Source organism: Brevibacillus aydinogluensis (genome assembly GCF_961514395.1).
In the GTDB taxonomy this organism is placed as follows: Bacteria; Bacillota; Bacilli; order Brevibacillales; family Brevibacillaceae; genus Brevibacillus; species Brevibacillus aydinogluensis.
Window position 1 is genome coordinate 2,201,982 of record NZ_OY569118.1, and the last position, 25,694, is coordinate 2,227,675.

The following is a 25,694-nucleotide window of genomic DNA, read 5'->3' on the forward strand; positions in this document are numbered from 1 at the left end:
AGGGCGTCCGCTTCCCTAGCATTCGGCAGCGTCCGTACATATTCCTGCTCCGGTCACTGTCTCCGGCTGCAAAAGCTCGCTGGCGACCGTCGGTCCCCCAAGTTTGGCGGCGCACAACTGCAGGTAGAGCGGAATTTCCTGAAAGTGGCCGCTGTGGGGAAGCACCCGTCGAAAATAGTGCTCCGCCAGCCGCCAATTCTCCTCCGCAACGGCAATCCGGCCGAGATGGTAATACCCGAGCGAACGAATATACGGATCACCGTCCTCGGTAAACGGCGCGGCCAATCGCTTGGCTGTCAGCGTGTCCCCCAGCCGCTCGTATGCGGTGATCAGTCCGGACTGGGCCAGCCGGTGATCCCGCTGGTTGCTTAGGATCGAGCGAAACGTCGCCAGCGCGTCGTCCACCCGGCCGTCAAACAGCAGCATCCAGCCGTAGCTGAAGGTAAAGTCGGGATTGTCCGGCGCTAGGCTGATCGCTTTTTTCATCAGGGTCAGCGCCCGCCGCGTGCCGGCGATTAACCAGGTGTTCCAGGCCAATCCGTGCCACGCCCACCCTTCGCGAGGAAATCGCTCTACCAAAAAGTGGTAGCACACCTGGGCGCGGTGATAGTTGCCCAACGATTCATAGAGGCTGGCCATCTCCCGCAGTGTCTCGCTGTCCAGCTTGCGCGTCGGCAGTTTCAGCAAGTCCGGAGGCAGCGGCTGCGCCGACTCGTCACGCGCCTGCAGGATGCGGGCCGCCCTCAACCAGAGCAATTGCGCTTCCCAGTCAGAATCCCCCTCGTGAAGCAGCGATTCGATCGTCTCCAGCGCCTCCTGCACATCGTCGTCCTGCAGGTAGCAGAGCGCCAGGTTAAACCGCGCCTCCCGCTGTTCCGGATGGTGTTCGAGCGCCGTCTTGAAGGCTTGTGCCGCCTCCAGCCACTGCCGTTCTTCCGCCAGCATGCAGCCGATCGCATTGTAGCTGATCGCCGCCACCACCGGCGATTGGGCTGAGCGGCTGAGCAGGCGGAATTCCCGGAGCGCTTCCTCTCTCGCCTCGGAAAACAACAGGCTGTAGGCGTAATACAGCCGACCGCTCTCCCAGTCCGGCGATTCCTTGAGCAGTTCGGCAAAGCACTGTCGGGCGTCCTGATAGAGGCGAAGCTGATAAAACCCTTCGCCTTTGCGGTACATGTGCTCAAAGGGACGACCGGCCACATCTGCCGGGAACGTTTCCAGGTTTACGGCGGCCGTGCTGCTGACATCGTCATGTTGTGTCCCCGACGATGCGTTGACGTCCGTAGTTTCCATCGCCGGCGCGGCTGCGCCCGGTTGACTTGCATCAGCAGACGGATACTCACCCTCCAATTGCGGGTATTCTCCCTCCAGCTGCTTGATATGGCGAATCGCAATGGACAGCTTTTCCTCAAACTGCAGCCACAGATCGACTACCCGATCACTCACCTGGCGCAGTTCAAACAACTCTTCGGCGAGCCGGAGCTTTTCATCCTGGGACGCCGTCGGCCACTTCCGTTCGATTGTCTCCGCTTTGGAACGCAGCGCAGAGAACCATTCTTCCAGCTTCATAAAAAAGCCACCCCCTTGTGGCGTGAGTAGTCTCATTGTCTCACAAGGCAGGTGGCTCTATGCAGGCCTACCGCTTCCGTCAATAGACGGTCGCGTGCACTTCCTCCGCCAGCAGTTGGGCAATTTTGTTGTTTTCGTCCATAATGGCCACGCGCGGCTTGTGGGTGCGAGCTTCTTCGTCCGACATCATCGCGTAGGAAATGATGATGACGATGTCGCCCGGCTGCACCAGGCGGGCGGCGGCTCCGTTCAGGCAGATTACCCCGCTGCCCGGCTCCCCTTCTATCACGTAGGTTTCCAGGCGCGCGCCGTTGTTGTTGTTGACGACTTGCACCTTTTCGTTCGGCAGGATGTCCAGCGCATCGAGGATTTCCTTGTCGATGGTGATGCTGCCGACGTAGTTCAGGTTGGCTTCCGTGACGGTGGCGCGGTGGATTTTTGCTTTCATCATCGTGCGAAACACGGCGGTCTCCTCCCTATTTTCTGTCGTGGTCGCTATACGGTTACGAGCATGTTGTCGATCAGGCGAGTGCGGCCGAACCGCACCGCCAGGGCGAATATCAGCTGCTGGCCGGGGCTGGCCGTGTCCACTGGCGTCAATCGCGGGTACGTCAGCACCTCGACGTAATCGATCTCGGCCAACGGCTCGGCCGTGATCATCTCCGCCATGCGCTGCTTGATCTCGTCAAGCGGAACGCCCTCTTTGAGCCACGCATCCGCCTGTTTGAGGCTGCGGTACAGGACGGTGGCCTGCTGCCGTTCCTCCGGGCTGAGATAGACGTTGCGCGAGCTCATCGCCAATCCGTCCGGTTCGCGCACGATCGGGCAGGGCACGATCTGCACCGGAACAGACAAATCCTCCACCATCTGGCTGATGACGGCTAGCTGCTGGGCGTCCTTTTGTCCAAAAAAGGCGGCATCCGGCTGGACGATCTGAAACAGCTTCAACACGACAGTCGCTACGCCGTCAAAGTGACCTGGACGGGATTGTCCGCACAGCGGCTCGGACACCTGCGCCACGGAGACGGTCGTCAACACCTGACGCGGGTACATTTCCTCCACGCTCGGGGTGAACAGGAGGTCAACTCCGGCAGACCGGGCCAGTTCACGGTCCCGTTCCAGATCGCGCGGATAGCGATCAAAATCCTCGTTGGGCCCAAATTGCAGCGGGTTGACAAAAATGCTCATCACGACAAAATCGCACGTCTCCCGCGCCTTCTTGACCAGGCTGAGGTGGCCGTCATGGAGATAGCCCATGGTGGGCACAAAGCCGATCCGTTTCCCCTGCCGGCGCGCTTCGCCGACCAAACGGCGCAGTTCGGCAATCGTGGGTACCTGCAGCATGCGTTCGATCATCACCGGTTCACTCCTTCTCCGTAGAGCTGTTTCACCGTTTCCTCCGCCGCGTGAAAGACGTGTTCGGGAGCCGGAAATCGGCGCTCCTTCACATCGGAGACGTATGCCGCCACTGCTTCGCGGATGATGGTCCCGGTATCGGCGTAACGCTTGGCGAACTTGGGCTTCCAATCTGACGACCCGTAGCCGACCAGATCGTGCAGGACCAGCACCTGGCCGTCACAGGAGGGACCGGCCCCGATGCCGATGACCGGAATCTCCAGCTTGTCCGCAATGACAGCAGCCACTTCCTGCGGCACACATTCCAGCACGAGCGCAAACACGCCCGCTTCCTCCAGCGCCAGCGCATCTTCCAGCAGACGGCGGGCCTGATGCAGCTCACGCCCCTGCACTTTGTAACCGCCCAATTGGTGAACGGCCTGCGGCGTCAGACCGATGTGCCCCATCACCGGAATACCGGCCTGCACACAGCGCGTGATGATTGGGGACAGCTCCCGGCCCCCCTCCATTTTTACCGCTTTGGCCAGCCCCTCCTGCAGGAGACGGCCCGCGTTTTTCACTGCTTCCTCCACCGTTCCGTGGTAGCTGAGAAACGGCATGTCGCTGACCACGAAGGCCCGCTTGACCGCCCTGGTCACAGCTTTGGTATGGTGCAGCATGTCGTCCATCGTGACCGGGATCGTCGAATCGTATCCCAGTACCACCATCCCGAGCGAATCTCCCACCAGGATCATGTCCGCTCCCGCTTCCTCCACCAGCTTGGCGGAAGGAAAATCGTACGCGGTGACCATGGTGATCGGTTGGCCGTCACGCTTTTTTTTACGCAAATCGGACGTGGTGACCGGCGCCAGGTTGTTTGTCATCTCTCCCACCTCTTTGTGCGCCCCACCCCGTGGACCCATCCGGAAATAAAAAACCCTCTCGCCGAAAAGGGAGAAGGGTGTCCATGCAAACATATGTCCATGGTCGCTGGATTCCTTCTGTCTCGGTCCACACAGGCTCTGAGCAGATTGTAGTCCATTACGATGTGTTGTTCATACATAAAAAATACTCCCGGTTTGAAGTGCCGTTCGCCGGACGATACGGCCTCCACCATAGGAGTATACCAGAAGACTTATTCGTTTGCACCATAATTGACGTCGGCGGAATACACTTTGTGCCGTGCACCCGCGGCGTCTTCGATAATCAGGACGCCTTCTTCGTCGAGACCAACTGCTCGTCCTTCCAGTTCGGAATGGATGGTTTTGACGGTCACCCACCGGCCGATCGTGTAGGAGCACGCTTCCCACTCCGTCTTGATCCGGTCAAAGCCGTGCCGCAAATAGTGGTCGTACTCCGCTTCAAAGATCCGGCAAAACTGCTGGATGAACCGCACCCGGTCGACAGTCGTCCCGCTCTCGATCGCAAGCGACGTGGCAATGTCCCTAAGCTCTTCGGGAAAATCGGCCGCGGCGGTGTTGGCGTTGATGCCGATGCCGATGACGAGGTAATTGACACGGTCCGCTTCCGCATTTAACTCCGTCAGCACGCCGCACACCTTTTTGCCCCCGATAAAAATGTCGTTGGGCCATTTGATCTTGACGTCCACGCCTGTCTCCTGCTGCATCGTCTTGGCCACAGCGACAGCTGTCAGCAGCGTCATCTGCGGTGTTTTCGGAATCGGAATCACGGGACGGACGATCATGCTCATCCAGATGCCCGTGCCCTTGGGCGAATGCCAGGCGCGTCCCAGGCGCCCTTTGCCGCCCGTCTGCTGCTCCGCGATCACCAGGGTCCCTTCCGGCATCCCTTTGGCTGCCGCTTCATGCGCCAACAGCTGGGTGGAGACTACCGTGTCGTAGGCCAACACGTGCTGGCCAATCCGCTTTGTGTCCAAGCCGGCGATGACCGCTTCGGCGGACAGGCGATCGGGGGCGGCCAGCAATCGGTAGCCCGCCTTGCGGACCGCTTCCACCTCGTAGCCTTCCTGACGCAGTTCCTCGATATGCTTCCACACGGCCGTCCGCGAGCAGCCGCAGGTCTGGCTCAGCTCCTCGCCGGAGATAAATCGGCCGGGATTGGCGTGAAACGCCTTTAGGATTTCCTGCTTAATGTTCATGACGCGCTACCTCTCTCCTTGCCTCTTCCACCAGTGCCTCCGGAGTGTTGGGCAGTCCGTGCAGCGCCGTCTGCTCCAACAGGTGCAAGAGCACGCGCTGAATCCATCCCCCCGGTTTTCGTTCCAGCGCCGCCTGCAGATCGCGACCGGTGACAGCCAGTTCGCGCAGCGACTTGACCGGCATCGACTCGTAGGCGGCAATCAGCGACCGGGAGGAGCGGCCGTCCTTCCGCTTCCACCAGCACGCTTGCAACAGGTTGTCCGTTTCCATGCAGACTTGCCACCCTGCCTGCAGCAGCAGTCGTCCCCACTCCACGTCGCGCGGCGCATCCCAATCCGGCCGCAGCGACGCCAGCAGCCCGACGAATTGGGCGATCGCTTCCACTTCCCGCTTGGACATCCGAAGCTGTCGACAGAGCGTGCGCGCCTCCTGCGGGTCAAACCGAGCGGCATACATCAGCAGGGCCCACTTTTGGTTGAGCGTACCCAGGTGTACCAGCCGCCACGCCTGCTCGTTCGACGTCCGGAACAGGCGATCGAGCAGCGGAGAAAAACCGGCCAAACCCGTCTGCACAATCAGGCCGATCCCCTTTTGCGGCGCCGCACTGTCGACGATCTTGTGCAGTTCGTCCCGAATTCGCTCTGCGGCGATATGCGACAAGAGCGGTGCCGTTTTCTCCATCGCCGCCAGGGTAACCGGCTCGATGGAAAAGTCAAGCTGCGCGGCAAACCGCACCGCCCTCAACAGCCGGAGGGCATCCTCGCAAAAGCGCCGCTCCGCGACCCCCACCGCCCGGATCAGCCGATCCCGCAGGTCGTCCCGCCCGCGAAACGGATCGCGCAAACGGTCGAACCGATCCATCGCCATCGCGTTGATGGTAAAATCGCGCCGCTCCAGGTCGAGCTGCAGGTCGGAGACGAAGCAGACCTCTGTGGGCCGGCGGTAGTCCTCGTACGTGCTTTCCACCCGGTACGTGGTCACTTCAAACATCTGGCCGTCAAGCCTGACAGAGACGGTGCCGTGCTGCAGGCCGGTAGGAAAGTGATCGGGAAACAGCCGCATGACGTCGCCGGGATGGGCATTCGTACATATATCTATATCGTGTACGGTTCTGCCGAGCAGCCAATCGCGGACGCACCCGCCGACGAAATAGGCTTCATAGCCGTTGTCCTCCAGTGTGCGCAGGATACGAACCGCCAGTTCCTTGAGCAACTCCTTCACCCCGTTTTTTCGTCCGCCCAGCAAAGGAGGCGTTTGTGTGAAAATCGTATATGGCCTGTTCATCATGATTTCCAAGCTGTTTCAGATGGCGAAAAGCAGCCTGTACCGTCCGTGACCGTCATGACGATCCTGAGCCGATCAGCTGGCGGTACAGCGATTCGTACTGGGACGTGATCTTCTCGTGACAGAAGGTTTCACACGACCGCCGGATACTGTTGCGGGACAGGCGCTGGAAAAGATCCGGGTCGGTCAACAGGCGCACGGTCCGTTCCGCCATGCCAGCCACGTCCCCGACCGGCAGGAGAAAGCCGCACTCGCCGTCCAGCACCACTTCCGGCAATCCGCCCGCATTGGTCGTCACGACCGGCACGCCGCAGGCCATGGCTTCCAGCGCTACCAGCCCGAAGCTCTCCTTTTCCGACGGGAGCAACATGATGTCGGCCATGGAAATGACCTCGGCCACATCCTCCTGTTTGCCGAGGAAATAGGTGTCCCCTTCCAGACCCAGTTCGGCCACCATGTTGCGTACCGAGGCCAGGTCAGGCCCCTCGCCAATCAGCATCAGCTTGACCGGAAGCTGCTCCCGTACCAGCCGAAAAACTTCGATCACGTCCGGCACCCGCTTGACTGGGCGAAAATTGGAAATGTGCATCAGGATCTTTTCGCCGTTGGGTGCGAACACGCGCTTCCACTCTCCCACCTCTTTGGGATAGTAGCGCCGTTTATCCACAAAATTGTAGACCGGGACGATCTCCTTGTCGACTTGCAGCAGGTCGTACGTCTGCCGGATCAAATCCTTGGAGACGGCGGTGACCAGGTCGCTTTGCTCGATCCCGAAGCGAATCATGCCGCTCAGGCTGGAGTCGTATCCCAGTACGGTAATGTCTGTTCCGTGCAGGGTGGTTACGATCTTGAGCTGTTCGCCCACCATCTGTTTGGCCAGATAGGCGCACAGTGCATGGGGAACAGCGTAATGGACGTGCAGCAGGTCCAGCTTTTCGTTTTGGGCCACCTGCGCCATCCGGTTGGCCAGCGTCAAGTCGTACGGAGGGTATTTGAAAACGTCGTAATGATTTACTTCCACTTCATGGTAAAAAATGTTGGGATGAAACGTTCCCAGGCGGAAAGGCATGCTGGATGTGATAAAGTGAACCTGATGGCCCCGCTCCGCCAGCAGTTTGCCCAATTCCGTGGCAACCACGCCCGATCCGCCTAACGAGGGGTAGCAGGTAATGCCAATCTTCATCGAGGTGTTCTCTCCTTCCTACAAGCTCGTCAGCACGTAAGGCGCAGCGCTGACAAACCCCTCCGCGTACTTGACGCCTGCCTGCTGCCCGAACAGACGTTCCCTGTATTCGACCAGTTCCAGATACCCGTTGTTGAGCGGCGTAGCGACGCTGCCTTCTTCTTTTTCAAACTGGCTGCGGTACGCACGCAGCACCTCCATTTTTTGCTCGTACACCGGCGTGACGTCCACGACCACATTCGGCGTCACCGTCGTGTTGATAAAATAGTACAGCAATTGGCTGGGGCGGTAGGCGGGCAGGGATTGTTTATACAGACGAATCCCGGCGGAAAAGACTGCTTCTCGGACGATCCGGCTGACGCTCTCGTGATCGGGGTGACGGTCCTGCCAGTAAGGCGCAAGCACCACGCTTGGCCGCGTTTGCCGGATCAGGTCGACGACCCGGCTGATCGCCTCGTCGCGCACCCGTTCCAGGCCGCGATCCGGCAAGCCAAAATTGTAGCGGACGGCAATTCCCAGCCGCTTGTCGGCCTCGGCCGCCTCCGCCTGCCGGCGCTCGACGGTGCCGTTGGACGAAAGCTCGGCGTAGGTCAGGTCGAGGATGCCGACGCGTTTGCCCTGCTTCACTGCCAGCAACAGACTGCCGGCCGCCCCGATCTCCACGTCATCGGGATGCGCTCCGATGGCGAGGATGTCAAGCTCGCTCATGCCTGCTCCTCCTCGCGCACGACCTCGCGCCAGCGCAATTCGCCCCGTTCCAGCGCCTTCAGCAGCACTTCTGCCGTGCCCATGTTGGTGGCAAACGGAATCTTGTTCACGTCGCACAGGCGAAGCAGTGCGATAATGTCCGGTTCATGCGGCTGAGCCGTCAACGGGTCACGCAAGAATATGATCAGATCCATCTCGTTGCGGGCAATCATCGCTCCGATTTGCTGATCTCCTCCCAGGGGGCCGGAGAGAAACCGCGTGACCTGCAGGGATGTTGCTTCCATGATCCGAAGTCCGGTCGTCCCTGTAGCGTACAATTCATGCTCGCGCAGGATGGACTCGTAAGCCATTGCCAATTGAACGATTTCTTCTTTTTTTCTGTCGTGTGCGATCAAAGCAATTCTCACGCAAACCTCTCCCTCGCTGAAAGTAGCGTTATCCCGCCTAATCCTAATCAATCAGGTGCTCCAGTCCATAGATCAGTTCGCTCAGGTTCACAACGGCCTTAATTGCCATGTTTACACCCGGCATGAACGACTCGCGGTTGATCGAGTCGTGACGGATCGAAAGTGTCTGGCCAGTTGCCCCGAACAGCACTTCCTGGTGAGCCACCAAGCCCGGCAACCGCACGCTGTGAATCCGGAACCCGTGGTATTCCGCGCCGCGCGCCCCCGGGATGCTCTCCGCTTCTTCCGGGTGACCCTGTTTGATTTCCTCACGAACAGCTGCGATCATCTCCGCCGTTTTCAGCGCCGTACCGCTGGGTGCGTCCAGCTTCCGGTCGTGGTGCAGCTCGATGATCTCCACGTGCGGCATGTATTTCGCTGCCATGGCGGCAAATTTCATCAGCAAAATGGCCCCGATCGCGAAGTTGGGCGCGATGATGCCGCCAAGCCCCGCCTCCCGGTATCTCGCCGTCAACTCCTGAAGCTGCGCCGGTGTCAGTCCGGTCGTCCCCACCACTGGCCGAATGCCGTGGGTAAGGCACAGTTCGAGGTGTCGGTAGACGCTGTGCGGCGTCGTAAAGTCAACGAGCACGTCGGGGCGCATTTCGTCCAGCTGCCGCTGAATCGCCTCATCATCCCCCCGCGTGTCCAGTGCTCCTGCGTACACCAACTCCTCATCCTGCTCCAGCATCTTGACCACTTCCTGGCCCATGCGGCCATGGGCCCCTGCTACTGCTACACGAATCAGTTTGTCCATTTCTAGTTCGTCTCCTCTACTCTGGTCCAGCGATCCTTATCGCGCGTGTTAAATTTGTGCATAATACGATCAAATGCCTCTTGCAAATCAATACCGAGCGAATTGGCGAAACACAGCACGATAAAAAAGACGTCGCCCAGTTCTTCCTCCACGGTTTTCTCCGCTTCGTCTTTTTTCTTCGGTTTTTCGCCGTAGTAGTGGTTGATCTCCCGCGCCAGTTCTCCCACCTCTTCCGTCATCCGGGCCATCATCGCCAGCGGGGAGAAATATCCTTCCTTAAATTGTGATATGTACTGGTCGACTTCCTGTTGGATTTCCTGCAAGGTCTTCCGCTGATTCATCAGGTCACTCCTCTGCCAGAGAATATTCGGTGACTTTATCGTACCTGAAAAGCCTGCGTTTGCCAAATCTCAATACGCTGGCTGGAAGGTTATGGACAAGCAAATCAACATTCCATTATAATGGCTGTCGAACCTACCAACAAGCCTTCAACCAACTATTCGCACGAAGCAGCCAGTCGGGCAGTCACACGCCTCGGCCGCATCCAACCATGCGAATGTCTGCCGCCGCAAGGTATCCCCCAGAGGACCCTCCCGCTGCCTCGGACAGAAGCCTTCGGACGCAGGATCACCGACAAGAAGGGAGAACGCTTATGAATCTGCGCCTCAAAAGCATCATCGCCATCATCGTCGGATCCGCCATCATGGGATTCGGCATCAACGCCTTCAACATTCCAAACAATCTGGCTGAGGGCGGCATTACCGGCATCAGTATTCTGATCAAGCTGTTGATCCCAAGTGTCGACCAGGGGATCGTCTTTTTCGTCCTGAACGTGCCGCTGTTCGTGATCGGGTGGAAAGTGCTGGGACGCACTGCTTTTGCCTATACGATTCTTGGCACAGTTGCCCTCTCCGTCTTTCTCTCTGTATTTGAGGGCGTGCTGCCCCTGCCAATGGACGATCGGCTGCTCGCCTCGCTGTACGCCGGCGTGGCAGTCGGGGTAGGCCTCGGTATCATTTTCCGCTACGGCGGCACCACGGGTGGTATCGACATCATCGCCCGCGTACTGCAAAAATACATGGGCATCAGCATGGGCCGTACGCTGTTTTTTGGCGACATGCTGGTGATTGCCGCGTCGCTGATCTATTTGAATCTCGAAAGCGCCATGTACACCCTGGTCGCCGTCTTCATCGCCGCCCGCGTCATCGACTTTTTTCAGGACGGCGCATACGCCGGAAAGGCGCTCACCATCATCTCCAATCACGCCGATGCAATCGCCAAACAGATCCTGGAGCTGGGGCGCGGTGTTACGCTGCTGGCAGGCAAAGGAGCGTTTTCCGGCGAGCAGAAACAGGTCGTGTACGTCGTGGTCAGCCGTAACGAAGTGATGCGTTACAAAAGCATCGTGCAGGAGATCGATCCCCATGCTTTCGTGATTGTCAATGACGTGCACGAGGTGCTCGGCGAAGGATTTACCCTGGATGAAAACAAGCAGCCCATTCATGAGTAATCGGACCAAAGCCCATACCCTGCAGCTGCCACGGGGACATGCATTTCGCCTGCTTCGCCGTATCCCCGAATCACCGTGAGTCGTTTGGCTGCAGGGTGTGCAGGCACTAGGGAAGCGAAGCCCTATGCTCCGAACATTTTTCTGGCCCGCCATATCCGCGCTACTACGCCCTGTGCATAAAGCAGGTGCACAGGGGCCTTCGACATGTCGATACCGTATTGGTCCCCCATCGTATTTTCCCGGATCACCGCCTCGGCTGCCTGCAGACGCCAAGGTTCATGGCAAATATCCCCGCCGTAAATCCGCTGCGTGCGGGGGCACAAACAGCAAAAACGATATCGCTCGGTCAGCCAATGCTCAATGCTGCCTGGTCTGGCCGTGAACGGTTCGGACGCAGGACGGTAGATCGCGCTGAACCGCTGCTCCCCCCCTTTCCGCTCACTTTGGAAATGGATCTCCGCTGCTGTCCGTTTGATTGACATCTTCGCGTGGAAGTACGGTAGGTGATAGGTCAATTTTGCCGCTCCGACGGCCAACTGATTGGACGCGTCCAATGACAAAAAGAATACCGCCGGTTTTCCACCTAAGATCACGTATGTGCGCACATTGATTTCCGGAAAGGGAACTGTTACGGGAACTGGAAGAAACCTGAGCCGAATCTCGCTCATTTCAAACGGAATCAGGCCAATCCACGCCATGCCGTCAAATGTATCTACTTCCAACGGAGGAGGAACAAACGGCTGAATCCTTTCAACCGGAACAGGCCAATGGGCAAACAGCAAATCTGCCCAGGTTTGCGAGATGATCCATGTGCCTTTCATGTCGCCCCCCTCCTCTCGCTGCTCGTGTCAAAACGTCTCGAACAGACTCAGCACACTTGGACGCTCCCGGTTTGCCTCTAACTCCTCAGCAGTATCATCTCCCATCGACAACGCCATATCGTCTGGTTCCGCCTCTTCTGACGATGAGCCGGGTACGATCTCATATGGGTGAGTGACCAACCGCACCTTCGTAACCGTGCTCGTCCATTCGTCAAGCGCTACCAGATCGTCTGCGTTCACGTCCCTCAAGGAGGTCTTACCCAGCGCACGAATAGCGACTTTCATCTCTTCCACAAACGAAACCAAAAAATTCTCCAAGGAATGCGCGGCCTTCTCTATGTCAAACGCCTTCTTTTGGCTGCCCGTGTAATAGGCAAGCTGCGTGGGCGGCTCCCACGGAATGGCTTTGGTCACCTGCTCATGGGTCATGGCCCACAACAAGGCTGTCCCCATGAACACGGCATCCGCTCCCAAGGCGAGTGCTTTCAAACATTGGCCGGGCGTAGAAATTCCCCCACCGATCAGGAGGCTGATCCTGTCTTTGACTCCCCGCTTTTTCAGGTAGTGAACTGCGCGAGACAAGGCGAAAATCGTCGGCAGGCCAAAGTCGTCTTCCAAAATCGGCGGCCCCCCTTTTGTGCCGGCCTGTCCGCCGTCCAGACTGATAAAATCCACTCCGGCCTGAATGGCTACTTCCAGGTCGGCTTCCAACTTTCCGCTGGCACACATCTTGACACCAATGGGGACGCCTTGCGTTACAGAGCGCAGTCTGTCGACCAAAAGCTTCAGATCCTGCGGTTTGACAATTTCCGCGTGACGGGAAGGGATGATGAGGCCCTCACCGTCCGGAACCTGCAGAAGTTCACGGGCCCGTCCATCTATATACTTGGACGGGATTCTGCTCGCGGCACCTGCTGTTGCCCCCTGACCAATATGAATCTCGATCGCATCTGCCTGCTGAAGAGTCTCCGGCTCTTTGGCCCAGTGCCCGGAATTGTACTGCAAGATGTAATGGGCGGCATGTGCTCGCTCTTCGGGCAGCAGAGGTCCTTCACCAGAGTTCGTCGCGGTTCCGACCGCTGCCGTTCCTTTGGCGATCGCAATTTTTACGTTTTCGGACACCCCGATGCCGTAACCCATTGCGCCGGCCATCACGGGGATTTTCAGGATGAGCGGACGTTGGGCAAGCGGGCCAATGGTCGTCATCATATCGACGGGCGCATCTTCCGGTGCGGGCAGTGTGGCAAGCTGAGCAGGAGAAAAATCAGACCGTCAAAATCCAGAAACTTGCGCGGACTGCCAAACGGTCGCTCAATTACGCCGCCGCTGGATGCGCGAAGACTGTTTTCCACGACGATTCGGGGGCTGGTTCTGGTAAGCGCCGACACCATCTCCCAAATGTTTTCCGGGTAACGGTCAGCCATCAGCCGTTTCGTGAAGCGCCCGACTCCCCATTTGATCAAAGGGCGGGCAAACAGGAAGGCGATCAGCCCCGCACAGAGAATGGCCAGAAATGCCCCGGCGAACGCTCCGGCGAGATAGGAAAGCCACGTGTTGGTCATGACAACCTCCTAGCCCTTTTTTCATCCCTCATTATTTCGATCTTGCACGCAGCCTATGCGTCTGTCGCATAAAAGCACCGGTTTGAAACAAACGCAGCCACTCATTTGCTGGTATACACGTTTCCCTGTCTTATCCAGTTCCCCAATGCAGCCACATCCGTCATCAACGACTGCCGTACGTACCCGATATCCAAAATAGCAAAGAGCATCTACGCACATGGTAGATGCTCTTTTCACACCATCAGGTAGGGTTCATCTGCCCCCGGTATTTTTTCCAGGCCACATATGCCAGTGTCAGCACCACGGCTGCAACAATCGCCACAAACATCGGAAACGGCGAGGCCGGCCGCATCAACTGGGCGATGGTGCTCTGATCCTTTCCAATGAACGCTGCCTGCATCGTGACGTTCAAATCGCGCAGGGCGTTCCGAACCATCTGCCACTCGATCCGGTCGCGGCGCAGCTCTTTGGAGATGAGATCGTACGCAGCGTCGATCTGCCTGATCTGCTCTTCCCTTAAATGGATGCTCATCGCCGGTTTGATCGCCAGATACAAGCGGGTGTTTTCGTCGAATTGTTGGCGAAACTGGTCATAATTCCGCTCCACTGCCGACTCCATCAGATTTTGCATCTGGGTCGCATAGGATACGTAGTAGCTTCGCCACATTGGCTGATGATCATGGGTAAGCGCGTCGATGGCGATCCGCACGCGGGTCGCGTGCCACAGCAGTTGATCGCTCGTGCTGGACTTGGCAAAGCTGTTTTTCGCCGCCAAAATTGATTGCGTCACAGCGTTCAAACTGTCTATCCGCAGGGAGACGGGCAGGCGTTGCTGGGGAAAGCGCTCCGCCAGCTGCCGGATCTTCTCCTGTGCCGCCTCCAGCTCCCCTCTTTTCGTATGGGTTAACAACTCTTGCGCTATGTGATCCAACGCGGCCAACTGTTGTTCTTCGGCCGGACGGTCAAGCTTGTTGAGCAATGTATGGATGGGCCAGGACAGGAACAGCCCGATGATCAGGAAGAACAGCAGAAACCGGATGTTTTTTCTCAATGCAAAAACCCTCCTTCCCCTAGTAAAGACTATGGAAAGGAGGACAAGATTAGACCTAGATTCTGTTGAACCGCGTGAAGGTAAACCAGATCACTGCGATGGAAATCAGGCTGAGCAGAACCGTGCAAAGGCCGACGAATCCCTCGTACGGATCCAGCACGGCAGGCAGCCACGGATGGATGTCCATGACGTAATCGAGGAAATCGTTATTCAACGTCCACAGTGCAGCGATTCCCACCGGCAGCCAGCTCAGCTTGAAAAAGCGGGCATACAGCACCGATTCGACGGCCATGCCTGCGTGGGAGATCAACAACATGATATCTGTCCCGCTCACCTCGTCACCCAACAGCCATCCGGCCACGATGATGCCTACTGCCCAGACGCCGTATTTAAAATTGGTGATGCCGGCCAGAGATTCCAGCACCGGTATGTGCCGTCCCATCAGGTAGGTAAACAGCACGATGGTAAATAGTCCGCTCCCCGTGGGACTGTCCGGTACAAACGGGCGCAAATACCCCGGGGTAGCTGCCAGTTGATCGCTGTACCAGACAAAGCCGTAAATGGTTCCCAGCAAGTTGACGACGAACAGGGTCCAGAGAAACCACCTTTTCCCCAAAGACTGCCGGAACCACATCCATAACCAGTTCATGAACATCGTCTCCCACTATGTAGGCCGTTAAAGAAAAAGCTGACCGAACGTCAGTCAGCTTTTCTTGCATGGGCTTATTTCAACGTAGCCATGTACTCAGCCAATTTCTGGATTGCTTCTTCATCCTGAATCAGGCCGCCCGGCATTGCCGGCGGTATCCCGTTCTTGATGATCTCGGCAATCTGGTTTTCGTCATACTTGCTTCCGACCTTCTGCAGATTGGGCCCCATGCCGCCTTCCATGTTCTTGCCATGGCAACCCATGCAGCCCGTTTGAGCAGTCCACAGTGCATCGGCCTTGAAGCTCGGATCAGCCGGAGCCGGAGCAGCTGCGTTGGAGCCGCCTCCGCTGCCGCTGCCGCCGTGATTGGACCCGTGGTTCAGGGTGTGCTCATGGTCTGCTGCCCACGTCAGGTAGAAAATCGACACCAGCGCCGTCATCATCAGACCGGTTGCCACCGGACGGCGGGACGGACGGCGTTCTTTGCTGGTATCCAGCCACGGAGCCAGCAGCAGCGCACCAAAGGCAATACCCGGAATGATGACCGTACCCAGGACTACCCAGTCACCTGCCGCCCACGGATACTTGAGCATTTGATACAGAAACAGGAAGTACCAGTCCGGCAGCGGAATGAACGACGTGTCGTTCGGGTTGGCCTTGTCGGTCAGCGGGGACGGGTGAGAGACAGTCAACACCAGAAACCCGACCAGACAGACGGCTGCCACCATCCACTCTTTCAGCAGGAAGTTCGGCCAGAACGGCTCCGTTTTTCCCGGAAAGTCGGAGTACGACGGGGCAATGTTTGGAATGCGCTTCGCCGGTATCCGGGAGTCTCCGACGAAGGTAGCATCTTTTTCGTGTTTCGCCATGCTATTTCCTCCTTATAATCGAAGACTCATCATAGTGGACCCGAGATACCTTGCGCGCGAATCATGATAAAGTGTGCTCCCAACAGACCCAAGAGGGCACCTGGCAGGAAGAACACGTGAATCGCGAAGAAGCGGGACAGGGTTTGTGCCCCTACGATTTCGCCGCCGGTCAGCAGGGTTTTGACGTACGGACCGATTAACGGCACGGAGTTCGCGATCTCCAGACCTACCTTGGTCGCGAAGTACGCTGTGTTGTCCCAAGGCAGCAGGTAACCGGTGAAACCAAGGCCGAGCATGACGAAGAAAATCAACACGCCCACTACCCAGTTCAATTCACGCGGTTTTTTGTACGCACCGGTAAAGAACACACGCAGCGTGTGCAGAAACATCATGACAATGACCAGGCTGGCCCCCCAGTGGTGCATGCCGCGCACGATTACCCCGAATGCCACTTCGTTCTGCAGGTATTTGACCGATTCATACGCATTGATAATGTCCGGTACATAGTACATGGTCAGGAACATACCAGACAGGATTTGAATGACTGTAATAAAGAACGTAAGGCCACCAAAGCAATACACAAACGCGGAAAAATGGTGTGCCGGGTTTACGTGCTCTGGGACTTCGTGGTCGGCCAAATCGCGCCACATCGGGGTGATGTTCAGGCGCTCATCAACCCAGTCATACATTTTTTGCAACATCTTAGCCACTCACCCCCGGACGAGGATTTGGTTTCAGTTTGCCCAAATAGAGCTTGCCGTCCTTCACTTCCGTCTCGTATACATCGAGGGATGCTGTCGGCGGAGTTCCCAAAATGTGCGCACCTTCCTTGTCATAACGACCCAGGTGGCACGGACAGAAATACTGGTTGGGATGATTCGGGTCAGTGTTCCAGTCCACTGTACAGCCCAAGTGCTTACAGATCGGGGACAGTGCGAGAATCTCGCCCTTCTCATTCTTGGTCACCCACGCAGCCAACGTCGACTCGGACTCATACCACCCGTCCTTGGTATGTACCTTGAAATCCACACGCTTCGGCTCTGGACCGAACTCGTCCACGCTGCCGACAGCCACTTTATCTGTACCCGCACTGCTTTGCAGCAAGGGGTCGACTGCAAAACGAAGCATTGGTGTGATTATTCCTGCAGCGAGGAATCCGCCTGTTCCCATGAGTGCGTAGTTGAGGAACGTACGTCTGGAAATTTCCCGTTTGTCGCCCATGTCTTTTTCCCTCCTTACTCTGTAGAATAGCGCAACTTTGGCGATTTCCATACATATACACTAGGTCAATCCCAATCATAGCTAAACGCCTATAGAGATGTCAAGAATATCCGGGGGACGGGCCCGGCTCCAACCTCGTCTGATTGAGAGATTGTTGCCATTTTGTCAAATATGGCAACTCTCCCCTGATTGATATAGTATTTCCTGAAATATTTCCGCTTATTGACGGCCGCCGTGCTGCCAGTGACGAATAATTTCCTGGCTGAGGACATCGATCGTTACCTCAAAGCGGAGTGCCGATTCCAGGTCTTCATCTCCCACTGTCAGCCTCAAGCGACTGCCTTCACCCTCGTGTGCATCCAGCCGATCCCCGCTGAACTGCAGCAGGACGTAGTGGGCAAACCCGGCCGGCAGCCGTTGGGCAAGCGGCTCGTCACCGATCTGGTAACAGAGCGGGAACATCAGCACCCGTCCCTTCAAACGCTGTTCGATTGAAGCGGCCACCTGCACCAGATAACTCATCCGCTGCACGTGCTCCTTCACCGGCTTCTCCGGTCGGTACAAATAAAGAGGGAGCAGCGCGGTGTCCACATAGGTCCGCAGCTCCTCCCAATTTTCCAGTTCTTGAACATTCCACTGCATCAGGCGTCTCCTCTTTCCATTACTATCTGAAATTAAGCGTACCATGAACAGGAGGAGACAGGCAATCCACCATCACCTGCCCAACGTTACGATTGTTCGTAGGCCATGATCTGGCGCAGTTCGTCGGTCAGACGCATAAACCGCTCCTTGTTTTTCATCGCCAGCGCTTCGTCGATCTCCTTGTACAGGGTGCGCTTACGATACAGACGCACTTGCTCGTCAATCACCATTTCCGACAACAGCCCCGACACCAATTGGTTATTCGTCCCGTACACATTGGAATTGGAATAAAAATTTGGCCACTCCATGATACATCCCTCACTTCAATAAAATAGTCGATTCGGCAAAGCCATTGTATTTGCGAAGCCATGTCTGGCTGGCATACGTCCCGGCGTACAGCCACTGACCGCTTTCATCCTGTCCGACCCGGAGCAGCCCCAGATGGACCATCATTTTCAGGACGCGGTTGGTCAGAATGTTGACTGGGTCATCGTAGTAAAACGGCCTGATCCAGGGTAGCAGCCGGTCCGAAAGCGCGTCTTGGCTGACCCAGCCTCCCGCTCCCAGCAGGGGAATCAGTTGGACAAGCATCGGCAGATTGGGGACCGACCGCTTGTACAGCCGCATCCAGAAGCGGATCAGATCGTGGTGCAGTTGATCGTCATACGGCTGGTTCAACCGTTCTTCTCCCGCTTCCGTAAGCATTACCTGCCCCGGCATCTCTTCGATCCATTTCTGGTAGTAGCAGTAGTCGTAAAGCAGCGAGAACCGGTCCGGGTACAGGTCGAAGTGAAGCCCGTAGCCAAAACGCCATTTCTGCGGCGTGAGCGGCTCTTCCTTGATGTGCAGAAACTGAAACAACTGCTGCTGGTACCGCTTGTACATGGCACCGTCCGCAGTCAGCGGAACAGGCTCCTGCTGCAGGAATTGTAAAAATTGCATGATATCGTCACAGAGTGCGGTTCCTTCGTCGCGATAGGCCGTCGGTTCCGCTGCTGTAACAGTAACCCGCCATTTGTCCAGCCACGCCTGCAGGTACGGTTCCCGCATGTCCAGGGGAATCTGGTACTGGCCGCCCGCCCTGCTTTTTGCCGGGAAGATCCAGCCGCGCCGCATTGCGTCGGCGATAAATTTGCGCGCGTTTTCAGCCTTACGTTCCTTGTGTGCATCCAGTGCCAAGCCGGCCTTGGCCATCAGGTCTTCGAGCGACATCAACGTGCGCTTGTCGAGAAAGAGCAGGAGGAAAAAATGGGCTTCTTCCAGCGAAAGCCGCTCCACTTCCCGGGTGATGGTCTCCCGGTATCGTAAATTGGCAAGAAGTGACGTGATCAGTTCATTCTTGGAGTGAGGGTTGCATTCACAGCCGTAGTAATCGGCGATTTGATGGAGCTGCCGGATGTCGGTGTACACCAAGATCTCAGCCAAGTTCATCTGAGCATCCCTACTTTGCAAGGGTTTTTCTTACCCACCATTCTTGCCAAATTACGGCAAAATAAACAGGAAGCCGCCAGTGCAGCTTCCTGCCAGAGCCGTTTGTTATTCGTCGTCTATATTCCATTCGTCGTGCAGCTTTTGGTATTCCTTGGCTTCTTCGTAGCGGCCCGCTTGCGTCAACAGGGCGATCAGGCGGCGAATGTGGTCCAGGTCAAACCCGGACAGTGCCACGTATTGCTTGAGCGCATCGATCGCCTTTTCCGTTCGGCCGAGCGAGAGGTAGATGTCAGCCGCAAGCGGATAGGCGGCGACGTATTCCTCATCGATCGCCTGCAGGCTGGACACCAGCTCCGCCGCTTCCTCCAGCCTGCCGAGGTGAAACGCCATCAGCGCGCAGCCGTACAGCACTTCCTCCGAGCGCTCCAGGGCCAGCGCCTGGTGATACACCTGATACGCCTGTTCAAACTGTCCGCTTTGGGCGAGTGAGCGTCCCTTGGCCAAAAGCAGCGGCAAGCTCTCCGCTCCGGCCTGCTCCAGCAGTTTCATTGCCTCCGCATCGCGTCCCACGCGGAAATACATGTCGCCCAGTGCGGCGAGGATGTCGGGATCGTCCGGCTCCTTCTGACGGGCCTGTTCCAGGTACTTGACCGCTACTTCGTCGAGGTCCTGCATGGCGTACAGATCAGCCAGCAGCAGATCCAGCCGGATGTGTTCCATCCCCGATTCCTTCAATTCGTACAACAGGTGCTGCGCGGTCTCAAAATCACTCAGATCCAGCGCAATTTCCGCCATCATCATCTGGCATTCTTGCCGCTGCGCCGCCTGTAACCCGGGATGTTCCTGCAGTATGTTGGAGAGCAGACTGGAAGCCTGTTCGAGATGGCCAAGGCGGTACCACACTTCCGCCAGGTACATCATGACCTCCGGCAAATCCTTGCCGTGCTCCTGTACCTTTTGCAGCGCTTTGAGCCCCAGTTCCACCTCGTCGTTTTCAATCCGTTTGATTGCTTCGTCTATGACGTACAGCCATTTGTCTGTCATCGTCCTCACCTCGTATGTATGGTTGCTCTCGTCATGTAAAAGAGCCGCAAAAGACCGTCCGAAGACGGTCTTTTTCCGTATGTTCCTTCTATTAAATCATATACCATTATGCCCGTGTCAACCAACTCATGGAGAGGACGGTGACCAAGATGCCAAACACGCTCAGCACGATCCCGTAGTTGGGTTGGGTTGGGTCAGTCGGCGAATGCACACTGTTGAACGGTACGATCGAGGCCGTCTCCCTGACCAGCGGCTTTTCATCAGATACCAACGGCTGCGGTTCCACGACGTAGGTGCCGTCCTCCGTCTGCATGGAGGATGTGATGACTTGCGCCTTTTTCCCCATCGCTACCACTTCCCCGTCAATCATCAGGGAGTTGGCCTGCTCGGTACTGCTCGTATTGACGTACAACGTAAACGAGCAGAGCATCAGCAGGATAATGGCGGCACACGCGCCAACGCGTCGCATCCGGGCCGTCACGGTAAACACTTTTTTCCCAATCGGAATCGCCCACTTCTCTTCCGAAAGAATTCGGGCCATTACGGCATCGACAATCGATTTGGAAGGCGTGACAGCATGGTACCGTTCCCTGTCCGCTTTCATCCAATCGCTGCTTCCTTTCCACAACGCGAAATCGGCACTGCAGGCACGGCAGTTCGTCAAGTGATTGTCAATCCGCCGGCGCGTCAATTCGGACAGCAGGCCGTCGGCGTAATCAGGCATCAATTCCTGTACTTCTTCACATCTCATCATCGATTCATCCCTTCAGCTTCATCCAAATGAGGGTCCAGGATGTAGGCTTCCAACTGTGCTCTAATGCTCTGCCGCGCCCGAAACAACAGGGATTTTACCGAACTCACCGTCAAGTCTAGAATGGTGGCGATCTCGTTGTAATCCATCTGCTCGTATTCCCTCAGGATCAAGGCTGAACGCTGCTTTTCCGGCAGGTTGTTGATTGCCTGTCTGACCAGGTGCTCCCGTTCGTTTCGCAGCAGGACCTGCTCCGGCAGGCGATCGTACGACGCAAGCGGAACTTGCGGATTATCCTCAAGGTATACGTCCGAATTCCGGCTTTTGCGCAGCTCGCTCAGCACGGTATTGCGGGCTATGGTGTAGAGCCACGTAGAAAAGGTCGCTTCTACATCGCGGAACGAGTGAATGCTTTTATATGCCTTGTAAAACGTATCCTGACAGATATCCTCCGCCATGTGCTCCAGATGAGCCTGGCGAAGCAAGTGAGTGACAAATGCAAGAATCTTTTTTTCGTATCGCCGGATCAGTTCGGCATAGCATTCCAGGTTGCCTTCTTTAATTTCACGGATAAGCTGGGAATCGGTCATGTGCAGGAATACCTCCTATTGCAATTCCGATCCCTCAGCGGCCTTTGTTACATTAGACTGCTGGGGATGTAAAAAGTTGCGCTGCCCGGGCAATTCTTTTGCCTCACCCGAGGCTGGCATCCACTGCGAAAAAACCCCAGATGTTGGGGCTATATGACATAATTATACGGCTTGATATCGAGGAGGCATCGTCCCATTCCTATTGTCGAAGCATAACACTGGTTTCGGTACAACCACTTTCCATTTGACATGACAGATGTTGGCAGAAAAAATTCACTCAGGTTGAGAATAGTGGAAAGAGCAAAATTTGTCAACCAGTGTTCTTTTTTCAGGAAAAGAATGTCAGCATCAGCACCAGGCATGATGCGGCCCTTGCGCGGATACAGACCAGCGGCCTTGGCAGCGTTTGTCGAAGCGACGCGAACAAGCAGGCACAAGAGCGATTCGGGGTCATAGTCTGTGTGTCGCAAGTCGACCTGCACCTCGTCCAGCGCAGCAACGACCGGCAGCGAACGGAACCAGTGGCCGACGAGCTGACGCAGCGCCCGTTCACATTGCTCGCCGCGAAGACGGAAGACGTGGTAGTACGGGTCGCAGTCCTTCAAGTCAAGCGCGGGATCTCCCTCCACCCACGTGCGGATTTTCCAATGGCGGCACAGGGAAAGCCACTGCCGATGCAGACGGAGACGCTCCTCATGATGTAATTTCGCTTCCTTCGGCACCCGCAACTGCAGCATCACCTTGTATGACGTAAGAAGGGGTGAAATCGTTTCCCAATCTATGCGAAAAAGTTCTTCGGGTCGGTGCACGACGACCCGCAGCAACCGGTATCCTTCGCCGCACCACCTGCGGACCGTCTTGCCGTTCAGCCACGAAGCCGGCAGTTCCACCAGCAACGTGTAATCGATCAGATTGTTAAAGTGCATCGCCGTCTGGTAGCGCACCTGCGAATGATCCATCCACGCTTCCGGCTGGAGCGTGTCCACCAGACAGGTATATCCCTGCCGGATGAGCAGACGGATTGCATCAAGGTACTCGGGCAGCCGCCTGGTCCGCCCGTGCGGCCGTTCCGGCATGGCGACAAAGCCTGGCAGCAGGTACATCCCGGATGCGTCGATCTCGTAAGGACGTGCCTTTCCCATCACAGCTTTTGGCAAGCTGTCTTTGGCGATCCGGCGGATAATCCCACGGGAAATCCAGACGTCTGCTTCGATGATTCCGTATGACGTCACGACGTTTCCTCCACGTATCACAACCTCTTCCTGCCCCACAGCTCGTCCCTCCCCCCGCCATCCGGCGGCTTGTTTCAGTACGAACTTATGCGCAGAAAGTGAAAAAAGAACAAAAAAAGACCGCCGTTAATGTAAGCGCATTCAAAACGGCGGTAGCACTATTCGTGCAACAATATATTGGATAGGAGTGGAGAGAAACCATACTGTACCTTTATTATAGCGTAAGGTAAGCTCTTGTCAAATCTTTTTTTTCAAGTTTCGTTTTATATTGGTCACTGGCACGAAGCAGCAAACAGCGCGATCGCGATGAAAAAACCCGCGCTTGGCGGGTTTCTCTCGCTTGGTTCTGGACGCTCTAGTTTGCTTACCGTATGCTGATGCGCGCCAACAGGTCGGCAAAGCCGGGGAAAGAGACGTTGATCGCCGCGTCATTTGCGATCACGGTTTCGCCCTCCGCCGCCAGACCGGCGATCGCCATCGCCATGCCGATGCGGTGGTCGCCCATGCTGTCGATCGCTGCTCCGGTCAGCTGCGTCGCCCCCTCCACGATCAAACCGTCCGGTGTGGGCGTTACGCTCGCCCCAAACTTGGACAGTTGGCTGGCTACGGTCGCGATCCGGTCCGTCTCTTTTACACGCAGTTCTTCGGCGTCGCGAATCACCGTACGACCGTTGGCCCGCGTGGCCATCACAGCGATGACGGGGATTTCATCGATCAGGCGCGGAATGATTTCACCGCCGATCTCGATGCCGCGCAGCTCGGAATGGGTGACGAGCAGGTCGGCTACCGGCTCTTCGTTGACGATCCGTTCGTTTTGCAGCTCGATACGGCCGCCCATGGCGCGGACCACATCGATAATCCCCGTGCGGCTGGGGTTGACGCCCACGTTTTCGATCAAGAGGGAACTGCCGGGCACCATCATCACGGCTGCGATCAAAAACGCCGCTGACGAGATGTCGCCTGGCACGCGGATCGCCCTGCCCGTCAAGGTTTGTCCACCTTCGACGGATACGGTCAGACCGTCGCGGACCACCTTCACGCCAAACGCCTGCAGCATGCGTTCCGTATGGTCGCGGGAGAGCTGCGGCTCTGTCACACTGGTGACGCCTGTGGCCTGCAGACCGGCCAGAAGAATCGCCGATTTTACCTGGGCACTGGCAACCGGCGACTGGTACGAGATGCCTTGCAGGCCGCCGCCGCGGATGGACAGCGGAGTGTATTCGCCGTCTTTGCGGCCGTCAATTTTGGCCCCCATCTGACGCAGCGGTCCGATGACGCGCCGCATCGGCCGCTTGGCAATCGACTCGTCCCCCTCCATGACGGCGTGAAACGGCTGCGTTGCCAAAATCCCCGCCATGAGCCGGATGGTCGTGCCGGAGTTGCCCACGTCCAGGTGCTGCGACGGTTCCTCCAGTCCGTACCAGCCTTTGCCGTAAACAGTAACACGATCTCCGGCCTGTTCGATCTTCACGCCCATCCTGCGGAAGCAGTCGATGGTGCTCAGGCAGTCAGCCCCCGGCAGAAAGCCTTCGATCGTGGTGGTTCCTTCCGCCAGTGCGCCAAACATGACGGCACGGTGCGAGATTGACTTGTCCCCGGGCACCCGGACTGTCCCTTCTATCCGTTTTACTGGTTGTACGCGAAGCACAGTTCCACTCCCCTTTTTCTCTGTTACGTCTATTACGTCTATCGGTGCAAAAAGTTGGCGACAGTCGCGCGTCAAAGCGTCTACGCCTCAAAGCACGAAGGTACGCCCACGCTACTCGCGCCTGTATACATTGTAATCGAAAAAGCGCAGGAGTTCTTCACCCTTTTCCAGTTCCGCCAGGGAGCGGAAGGTGATCCGCAGCACGCCCAACATATCTTCCCGGGTTTCCCTGATTTGGATGTTGGTGATGTTGATCTGCTTGGCACCAAGCAGGGTGGTGATCCGTCCGATCTCCCCCGGATGGTCGGGAATGTCGATGTACAAGTCGTACAGCGGCGGCAGCGCTCCCTTTTTCCGCTCCGGCAGTCCGTCGCGGAATTCGCGTGCCGACTTGAAAAACTGCTCGATGCGGTCGGCGTCTCCCTCGCGGACCAATGCCATGACTCCGTCCAGCGCCCTGGCCCAGTCGTCGGCGATTTTCAGCAAGTGCTCGCGGTTGTTCAGGAGCACATCCCGCCACATGCGCGGGTTGCTGGACGCAATGCGGGTGATGTCGCGAAATCCTCCGGCGGCCAGCCTGTGGTGCCAAGGGTTTTCGTTGTCATACCCGGCCACCAGATTGACCAGGGCGGAAGCCAGGATATGCGGAAAATGGCTGACTGCTCCCACTACCTGATCGTGTTCGTCCGGGTCCATCCGCACCACTTTGGCACGGGTCAGCGCCAGCAGCTTCTCGAGCCGCTCCACCTGCTCCTCCGGTGTCCCCGGCGCGGGCGTCAGCACGTAGTACGCATTTTCAAACAGACGATCCGAAGCCGCTTCCACGCCCGACTTGTGCGAGCCGGCCATCGGGTGACCGCCGATGAACGTCACATCGGACGGGATATGTGCCTCGGCAAAGCGGACGACGCCCGATTTGGTGCTGCCCACGTCCGTGACGATGACGCCGGGCTTCAGGTCCAGATTGCGTAGTCGGTCCAGTGTGGCATATATCTGTTCCACCGGCACGGCGAGAAAAATCACGTCCGCTTCCCGCACGGCCTCCTGCAGGTCGGTCGTGCCCGCGTGAATGACGCCGAGTGCCAACGCCTTGTCCAGAAAATCCTGCCGGACGTCGAAGCCGATGATACGGTTGTGCTCATCCCCACGCAGGGCAAGTGCGATCGAACCGCCGATCAACCCGACGCCGATTACAGTGATGGTTGTCGTATTCATCTCCACTGTCTATCCTCTCTGTGTACGTGTAGACAAAGATGCCGGACGAACGCCGG

27 protein-coding genes and 1 pseudogene are annotated in these 25,694 nt (G+C 57.2%); 1 reads left to right on the forward strand and 27 read right to left on the reverse strand.

Annotated elements, in window-relative coordinates; translation table 11 throughout:
• Positions 1-15 precede the first annotated feature (15 nt).
• The 11 genes from Q7F15_RS10740 to Q7F15_RS10790 form a co-directional block, all read right to left on the reverse strand.
• On the reverse strand, positions 16-1,569 hold the full coding sequence (locus Q7F15_RS10740) for a tetratricopeptide repeat protein (protein WP_212132000.1): 1,554 nt from the start codon (positions 1,567-1,569) through the stop codon (positions 16-18).
• A 79-nt stretch (positions 1,570-1,648) separates the two neighbouring features.
• The gene (gene panD / locus Q7F15_RS10745) at positions 1,649-2,032 is read right to left on the reverse strand and encodes an aspartate 1-decarboxylase (RefSeq protein WP_171564944.1); all 384 of its coding nucleotides are present in this window, start codon (positions 2,030-2,032) and stop codon (positions 1,649-1,651) included.
• Positions 2,033-2,064: 32 nt separating this feature from the next.
• On the reverse strand, positions 2,065-2,925 hold the full coding sequence (gene panC / locus Q7F15_RS10750; protein ID WP_249178866.1) for a pantoate--beta-alanine ligase: 861 nt from the start codon (positions 2,923-2,925) through the stop codon (positions 2,065-2,067).
• The gene (gene panB, locus Q7F15_RS10755) at positions 2,925-3,788 is read right to left on the reverse strand and encodes a 3-methyl-2-oxobutanoate hydroxymethyltransferase (RefSeq protein WP_171564945.1); all 864 of its coding nucleotides are present in this window, start codon (positions 3,786-3,788) and stop codon (positions 2,925-2,927) included. The genes panC and panB overlap by 1 nt, the downstream gene beginning before the upstream one ends.
• A gap of 251 nt (positions 3,789-4,039) precedes the next feature.
• Positions 4,040-5,023 (reverse strand): biotin--[acetyl-CoA-carboxylase] ligase, encoded by a 984-nt coding sequence (locus Q7F15_RS10760; RefSeq protein ID WP_171564946.1) that lies wholly within the window; start codon positions 5,021-5,023, stop codon positions 4,040-4,042.
• Positions 5,013-6,236 carry a CCA tRNA nucleotidyltransferase gene (locus Q7F15_RS10765; protein ID WP_212132048.1) on the reverse strand — a complete coding sequence of 408 codons (1,224 nt, stop codon included), beginning with the start codon at positions 6,234-6,236 and terminating at the stop codon, positions 5,013-5,015. The genes Q7F15_RS10760 and Q7F15_RS10765 overlap by 11 nt, the downstream gene beginning before the upstream one ends.
• 127 nt (positions 6,237-6,363) lie before the next feature.
• On the reverse strand, positions 6,364-7,491 hold the full coding sequence (gene bshA, locus Q7F15_RS10770; RefSeq protein ID WP_304414348.1) for an N-acetyl-alpha-D-glucosaminyl L-malate synthase BshA: 1,128 nt from the start codon (positions 7,489-7,491) through the stop codon (positions 6,364-6,366).
• Between the two features lie 18 nt (positions 7,492-7,509).
• Positions 7,510-8,199, reverse strand: coding sequence for a bacillithiol biosynthesis deacetylase BshB1 (gene bshB1, locus Q7F15_RS10775; protein WP_171564948.1), 690 nt, complete (start codon positions 8,197-8,199; stop codon positions 7,510-7,512).
• Entirely contained in the window at positions 8,196-8,606 is a 411-nt protein-coding gene (locus Q7F15_RS10780; protein ID WP_304414349.1) for a methylglyoxal synthase, read from the reverse strand. Before Q7F15_RS10780 ends, bshB1 begins: the two co-directional genes overlap by 4 nt.
• A gap of 43 nt (positions 8,607-8,649) precedes the next feature.
• On the reverse strand, positions 8,650-9,402 hold the full coding sequence (dapB, locus tag Q7F15_RS10785; RefSeq protein ID WP_212132003.1) for a 4-hydroxy-tetrahydrodipicolinate reductase: 753 nt from the start codon (positions 9,400-9,402) through the stop codon (positions 8,650-8,652).
• Between the two features lie 2 nt (positions 9,403-9,404).
• Complete coding sequence (locus Q7F15_RS10790) at positions 9,405-9,743, reverse strand: nucleotide pyrophosphohydrolase (RefSeq protein WP_171564951.1); 339 nt, start codon at positions 9,741-9,743, stop codon at positions 9,405-9,407.
• A 311-nt stretch (positions 9,744-10,054) separates the two neighbouring features.
• Between Q7F15_RS10790 and Q7F15_RS10795 the strand changes: the two genes are divergently transcribed.
• The gene (locus tag Q7F15_RS10795) at positions 10,055-10,912 is read left to right on the forward strand and encodes a YitT family protein (protein ID WP_171564952.1); all 858 of its coding nucleotides are present in this window, start codon (positions 10,055-10,057) and stop codon (positions 10,910-10,912) included.
• Between the two features lie 122 nt (positions 10,913-11,034).
• Here the strand turns inward: Q7F15_RS10795 and Q7F15_RS10800 are convergent, their stop codons facing one another.
• From Q7F15_RS10800 to Q7F15_RS10875, 16 genes and pseudogenes are all read right to left on the reverse strand, one after another.
• The gene (locus Q7F15_RS10800; protein ID WP_171564953.1) at positions 11,035-11,733 is read right to left on the reverse strand and encodes a YqjF family protein; all 699 of its coding nucleotides are present in this window, start codon (positions 11,731-11,733) and stop codon (positions 11,035-11,037) included.
• Between the two features lie 27 nt (positions 11,734-11,760).
• Positions 11,761-13,295 (reverse strand): annotated as a pseudogene (locus Q7F15_RS10805) (FMN-binding glutamate synthase family protein).
• Between the two features lie 241 nt (positions 13,296-13,536).
• Complete coding sequence (locus Q7F15_RS10810; RefSeq protein ID WP_171564955.1) at positions 13,537-14,346, reverse strand: sporulation protein YpjB; 810 nt, start codon at positions 14,344-14,346, stop codon at positions 13,537-13,539.
• Between the two features lie 55 nt (positions 14,347-14,401).
• Positions 14,402-14,995 (reverse strand): DUF1405 domain-containing protein, encoded by a 594-nt coding sequence (locus tag Q7F15_RS10815; RefSeq protein ID WP_304414350.1) that lies wholly within the window; start codon positions 14,993-14,995, stop codon positions 14,402-14,404.
• Between the two features lie 74 nt (positions 14,996-15,069).
• Positions 15,070-15,864 (reverse strand): menaquinol-cytochrome c reductase cytochrome b/c subunit, encoded by a 795-nt coding sequence (locus tag Q7F15_RS10820; protein ID WP_304414351.1) that lies wholly within the window; start codon positions 15,862-15,864, stop codon positions 15,070-15,072.
• Positions 15,865-15,893: 29 nt separating this feature from the next.
• A complete protein-coding gene (qcrB, locus tag Q7F15_RS10825) occupies positions 15,894-16,565 on the reverse strand; it encodes a menaquinol-cytochrome c reductase cytochrome b subunit (RefSeq protein ID WP_171564958.1) in 672 nt (223 codons plus the stop codon).
• Between the two features lies 1 nt (position 16,566).
• Entirely contained in the window at positions 16,567-17,085 is a 519-nt protein-coding gene (locus tag Q7F15_RS10830) for a Rieske (2Fe-2S) protein (protein ID WP_212132008.1), read from the reverse strand.
• Positions 17,086-17,304: 219 nt separating this feature from the next.
• Positions 17,305-17,727 carry a DUF2487 family protein gene (locus Q7F15_RS10835; protein ID WP_304414352.1) on the reverse strand — a complete coding sequence of 141 codons (423 nt, stop codon included), beginning with the start codon at positions 17,725-17,727 and terminating at the stop codon, positions 17,305-17,307.
• 86 nt (positions 17,728-17,813) lie between these two features.
• Positions 17,814-18,035, reverse strand: coding sequence for an IDEAL domain-containing protein (locus Q7F15_RS10840; protein WP_171564961.1), 222 nt, complete (start codon positions 18,033-18,035; stop codon positions 17,814-17,816).
• Positions 18,036-18,045: 10 nt separating this feature from the next.
• A complete protein-coding gene (locus Q7F15_RS10845; protein WP_304414353.1) occupies positions 18,046-19,158 on the reverse strand; it encodes a hypothetical protein in 1,113 nt (370 codons plus the stop codon).
• Positions 19,159-19,263: 105 nt separating this feature from the next.
• Positions 19,264-20,202, reverse strand: coding sequence for a tetratricopeptide repeat protein (locus Q7F15_RS10850; protein ID WP_304414354.1), 939 nt, complete (start codon positions 20,200-20,202; stop codon positions 19,264-19,266).
• 106 nt (positions 20,203-20,308) lie between these two features.
• Positions 20,309-20,956 carry an anti-sigma factor family protein gene (locus Q7F15_RS10855; RefSeq protein ID WP_304414355.1) on the reverse strand — a complete coding sequence of 216 codons (648 nt, stop codon included), beginning with the start codon at positions 20,954-20,956 and terminating at the stop codon, positions 20,309-20,311.
• The gene (locus tag Q7F15_RS10860) at positions 20,953-21,543 is read right to left on the reverse strand and encodes an RNA polymerase sigma factor (RefSeq protein WP_171564965.1); all 591 of its coding nucleotides are present in this window, start codon (positions 21,541-21,543) and stop codon (positions 20,953-20,955) included. The genes Q7F15_RS10855 and Q7F15_RS10860 overlap by 4 nt, the downstream gene beginning before the upstream one ends.
• A gap of 149 nt (positions 21,544-21,692) precedes the next feature.
• Positions 21,693-22,775, reverse strand: coding sequence for an amidohydrolase family protein (locus Q7F15_RS10865; protein ID WP_171564966.1), 1,083 nt, complete (start codon positions 22,773-22,775; stop codon positions 21,693-21,695).
• 364 nt (positions 22,776-23,139) lie between these two features.
• Positions 23,140-24,423, reverse strand: coding sequence for a 3-phosphoshikimate 1-carboxyvinyltransferase (aroA, locus tag Q7F15_RS10870; protein ID WP_171564967.1), 1,284 nt, complete (start codon positions 24,421-24,423; stop codon positions 23,140-23,142).
• A gap of 111 nt (positions 24,424-24,534) precedes the next feature.
• Positions 24,535-25,638 (reverse strand): prephenate dehydrogenase, encoded by a 1,104-nt coding sequence (locus Q7F15_RS10875; RefSeq protein WP_171564968.1) that lies wholly within the window; start codon positions 25,636-25,638, stop codon positions 24,535-24,537.
• Positions 25,639-25,694: the final 56 nt, after the last annotated feature.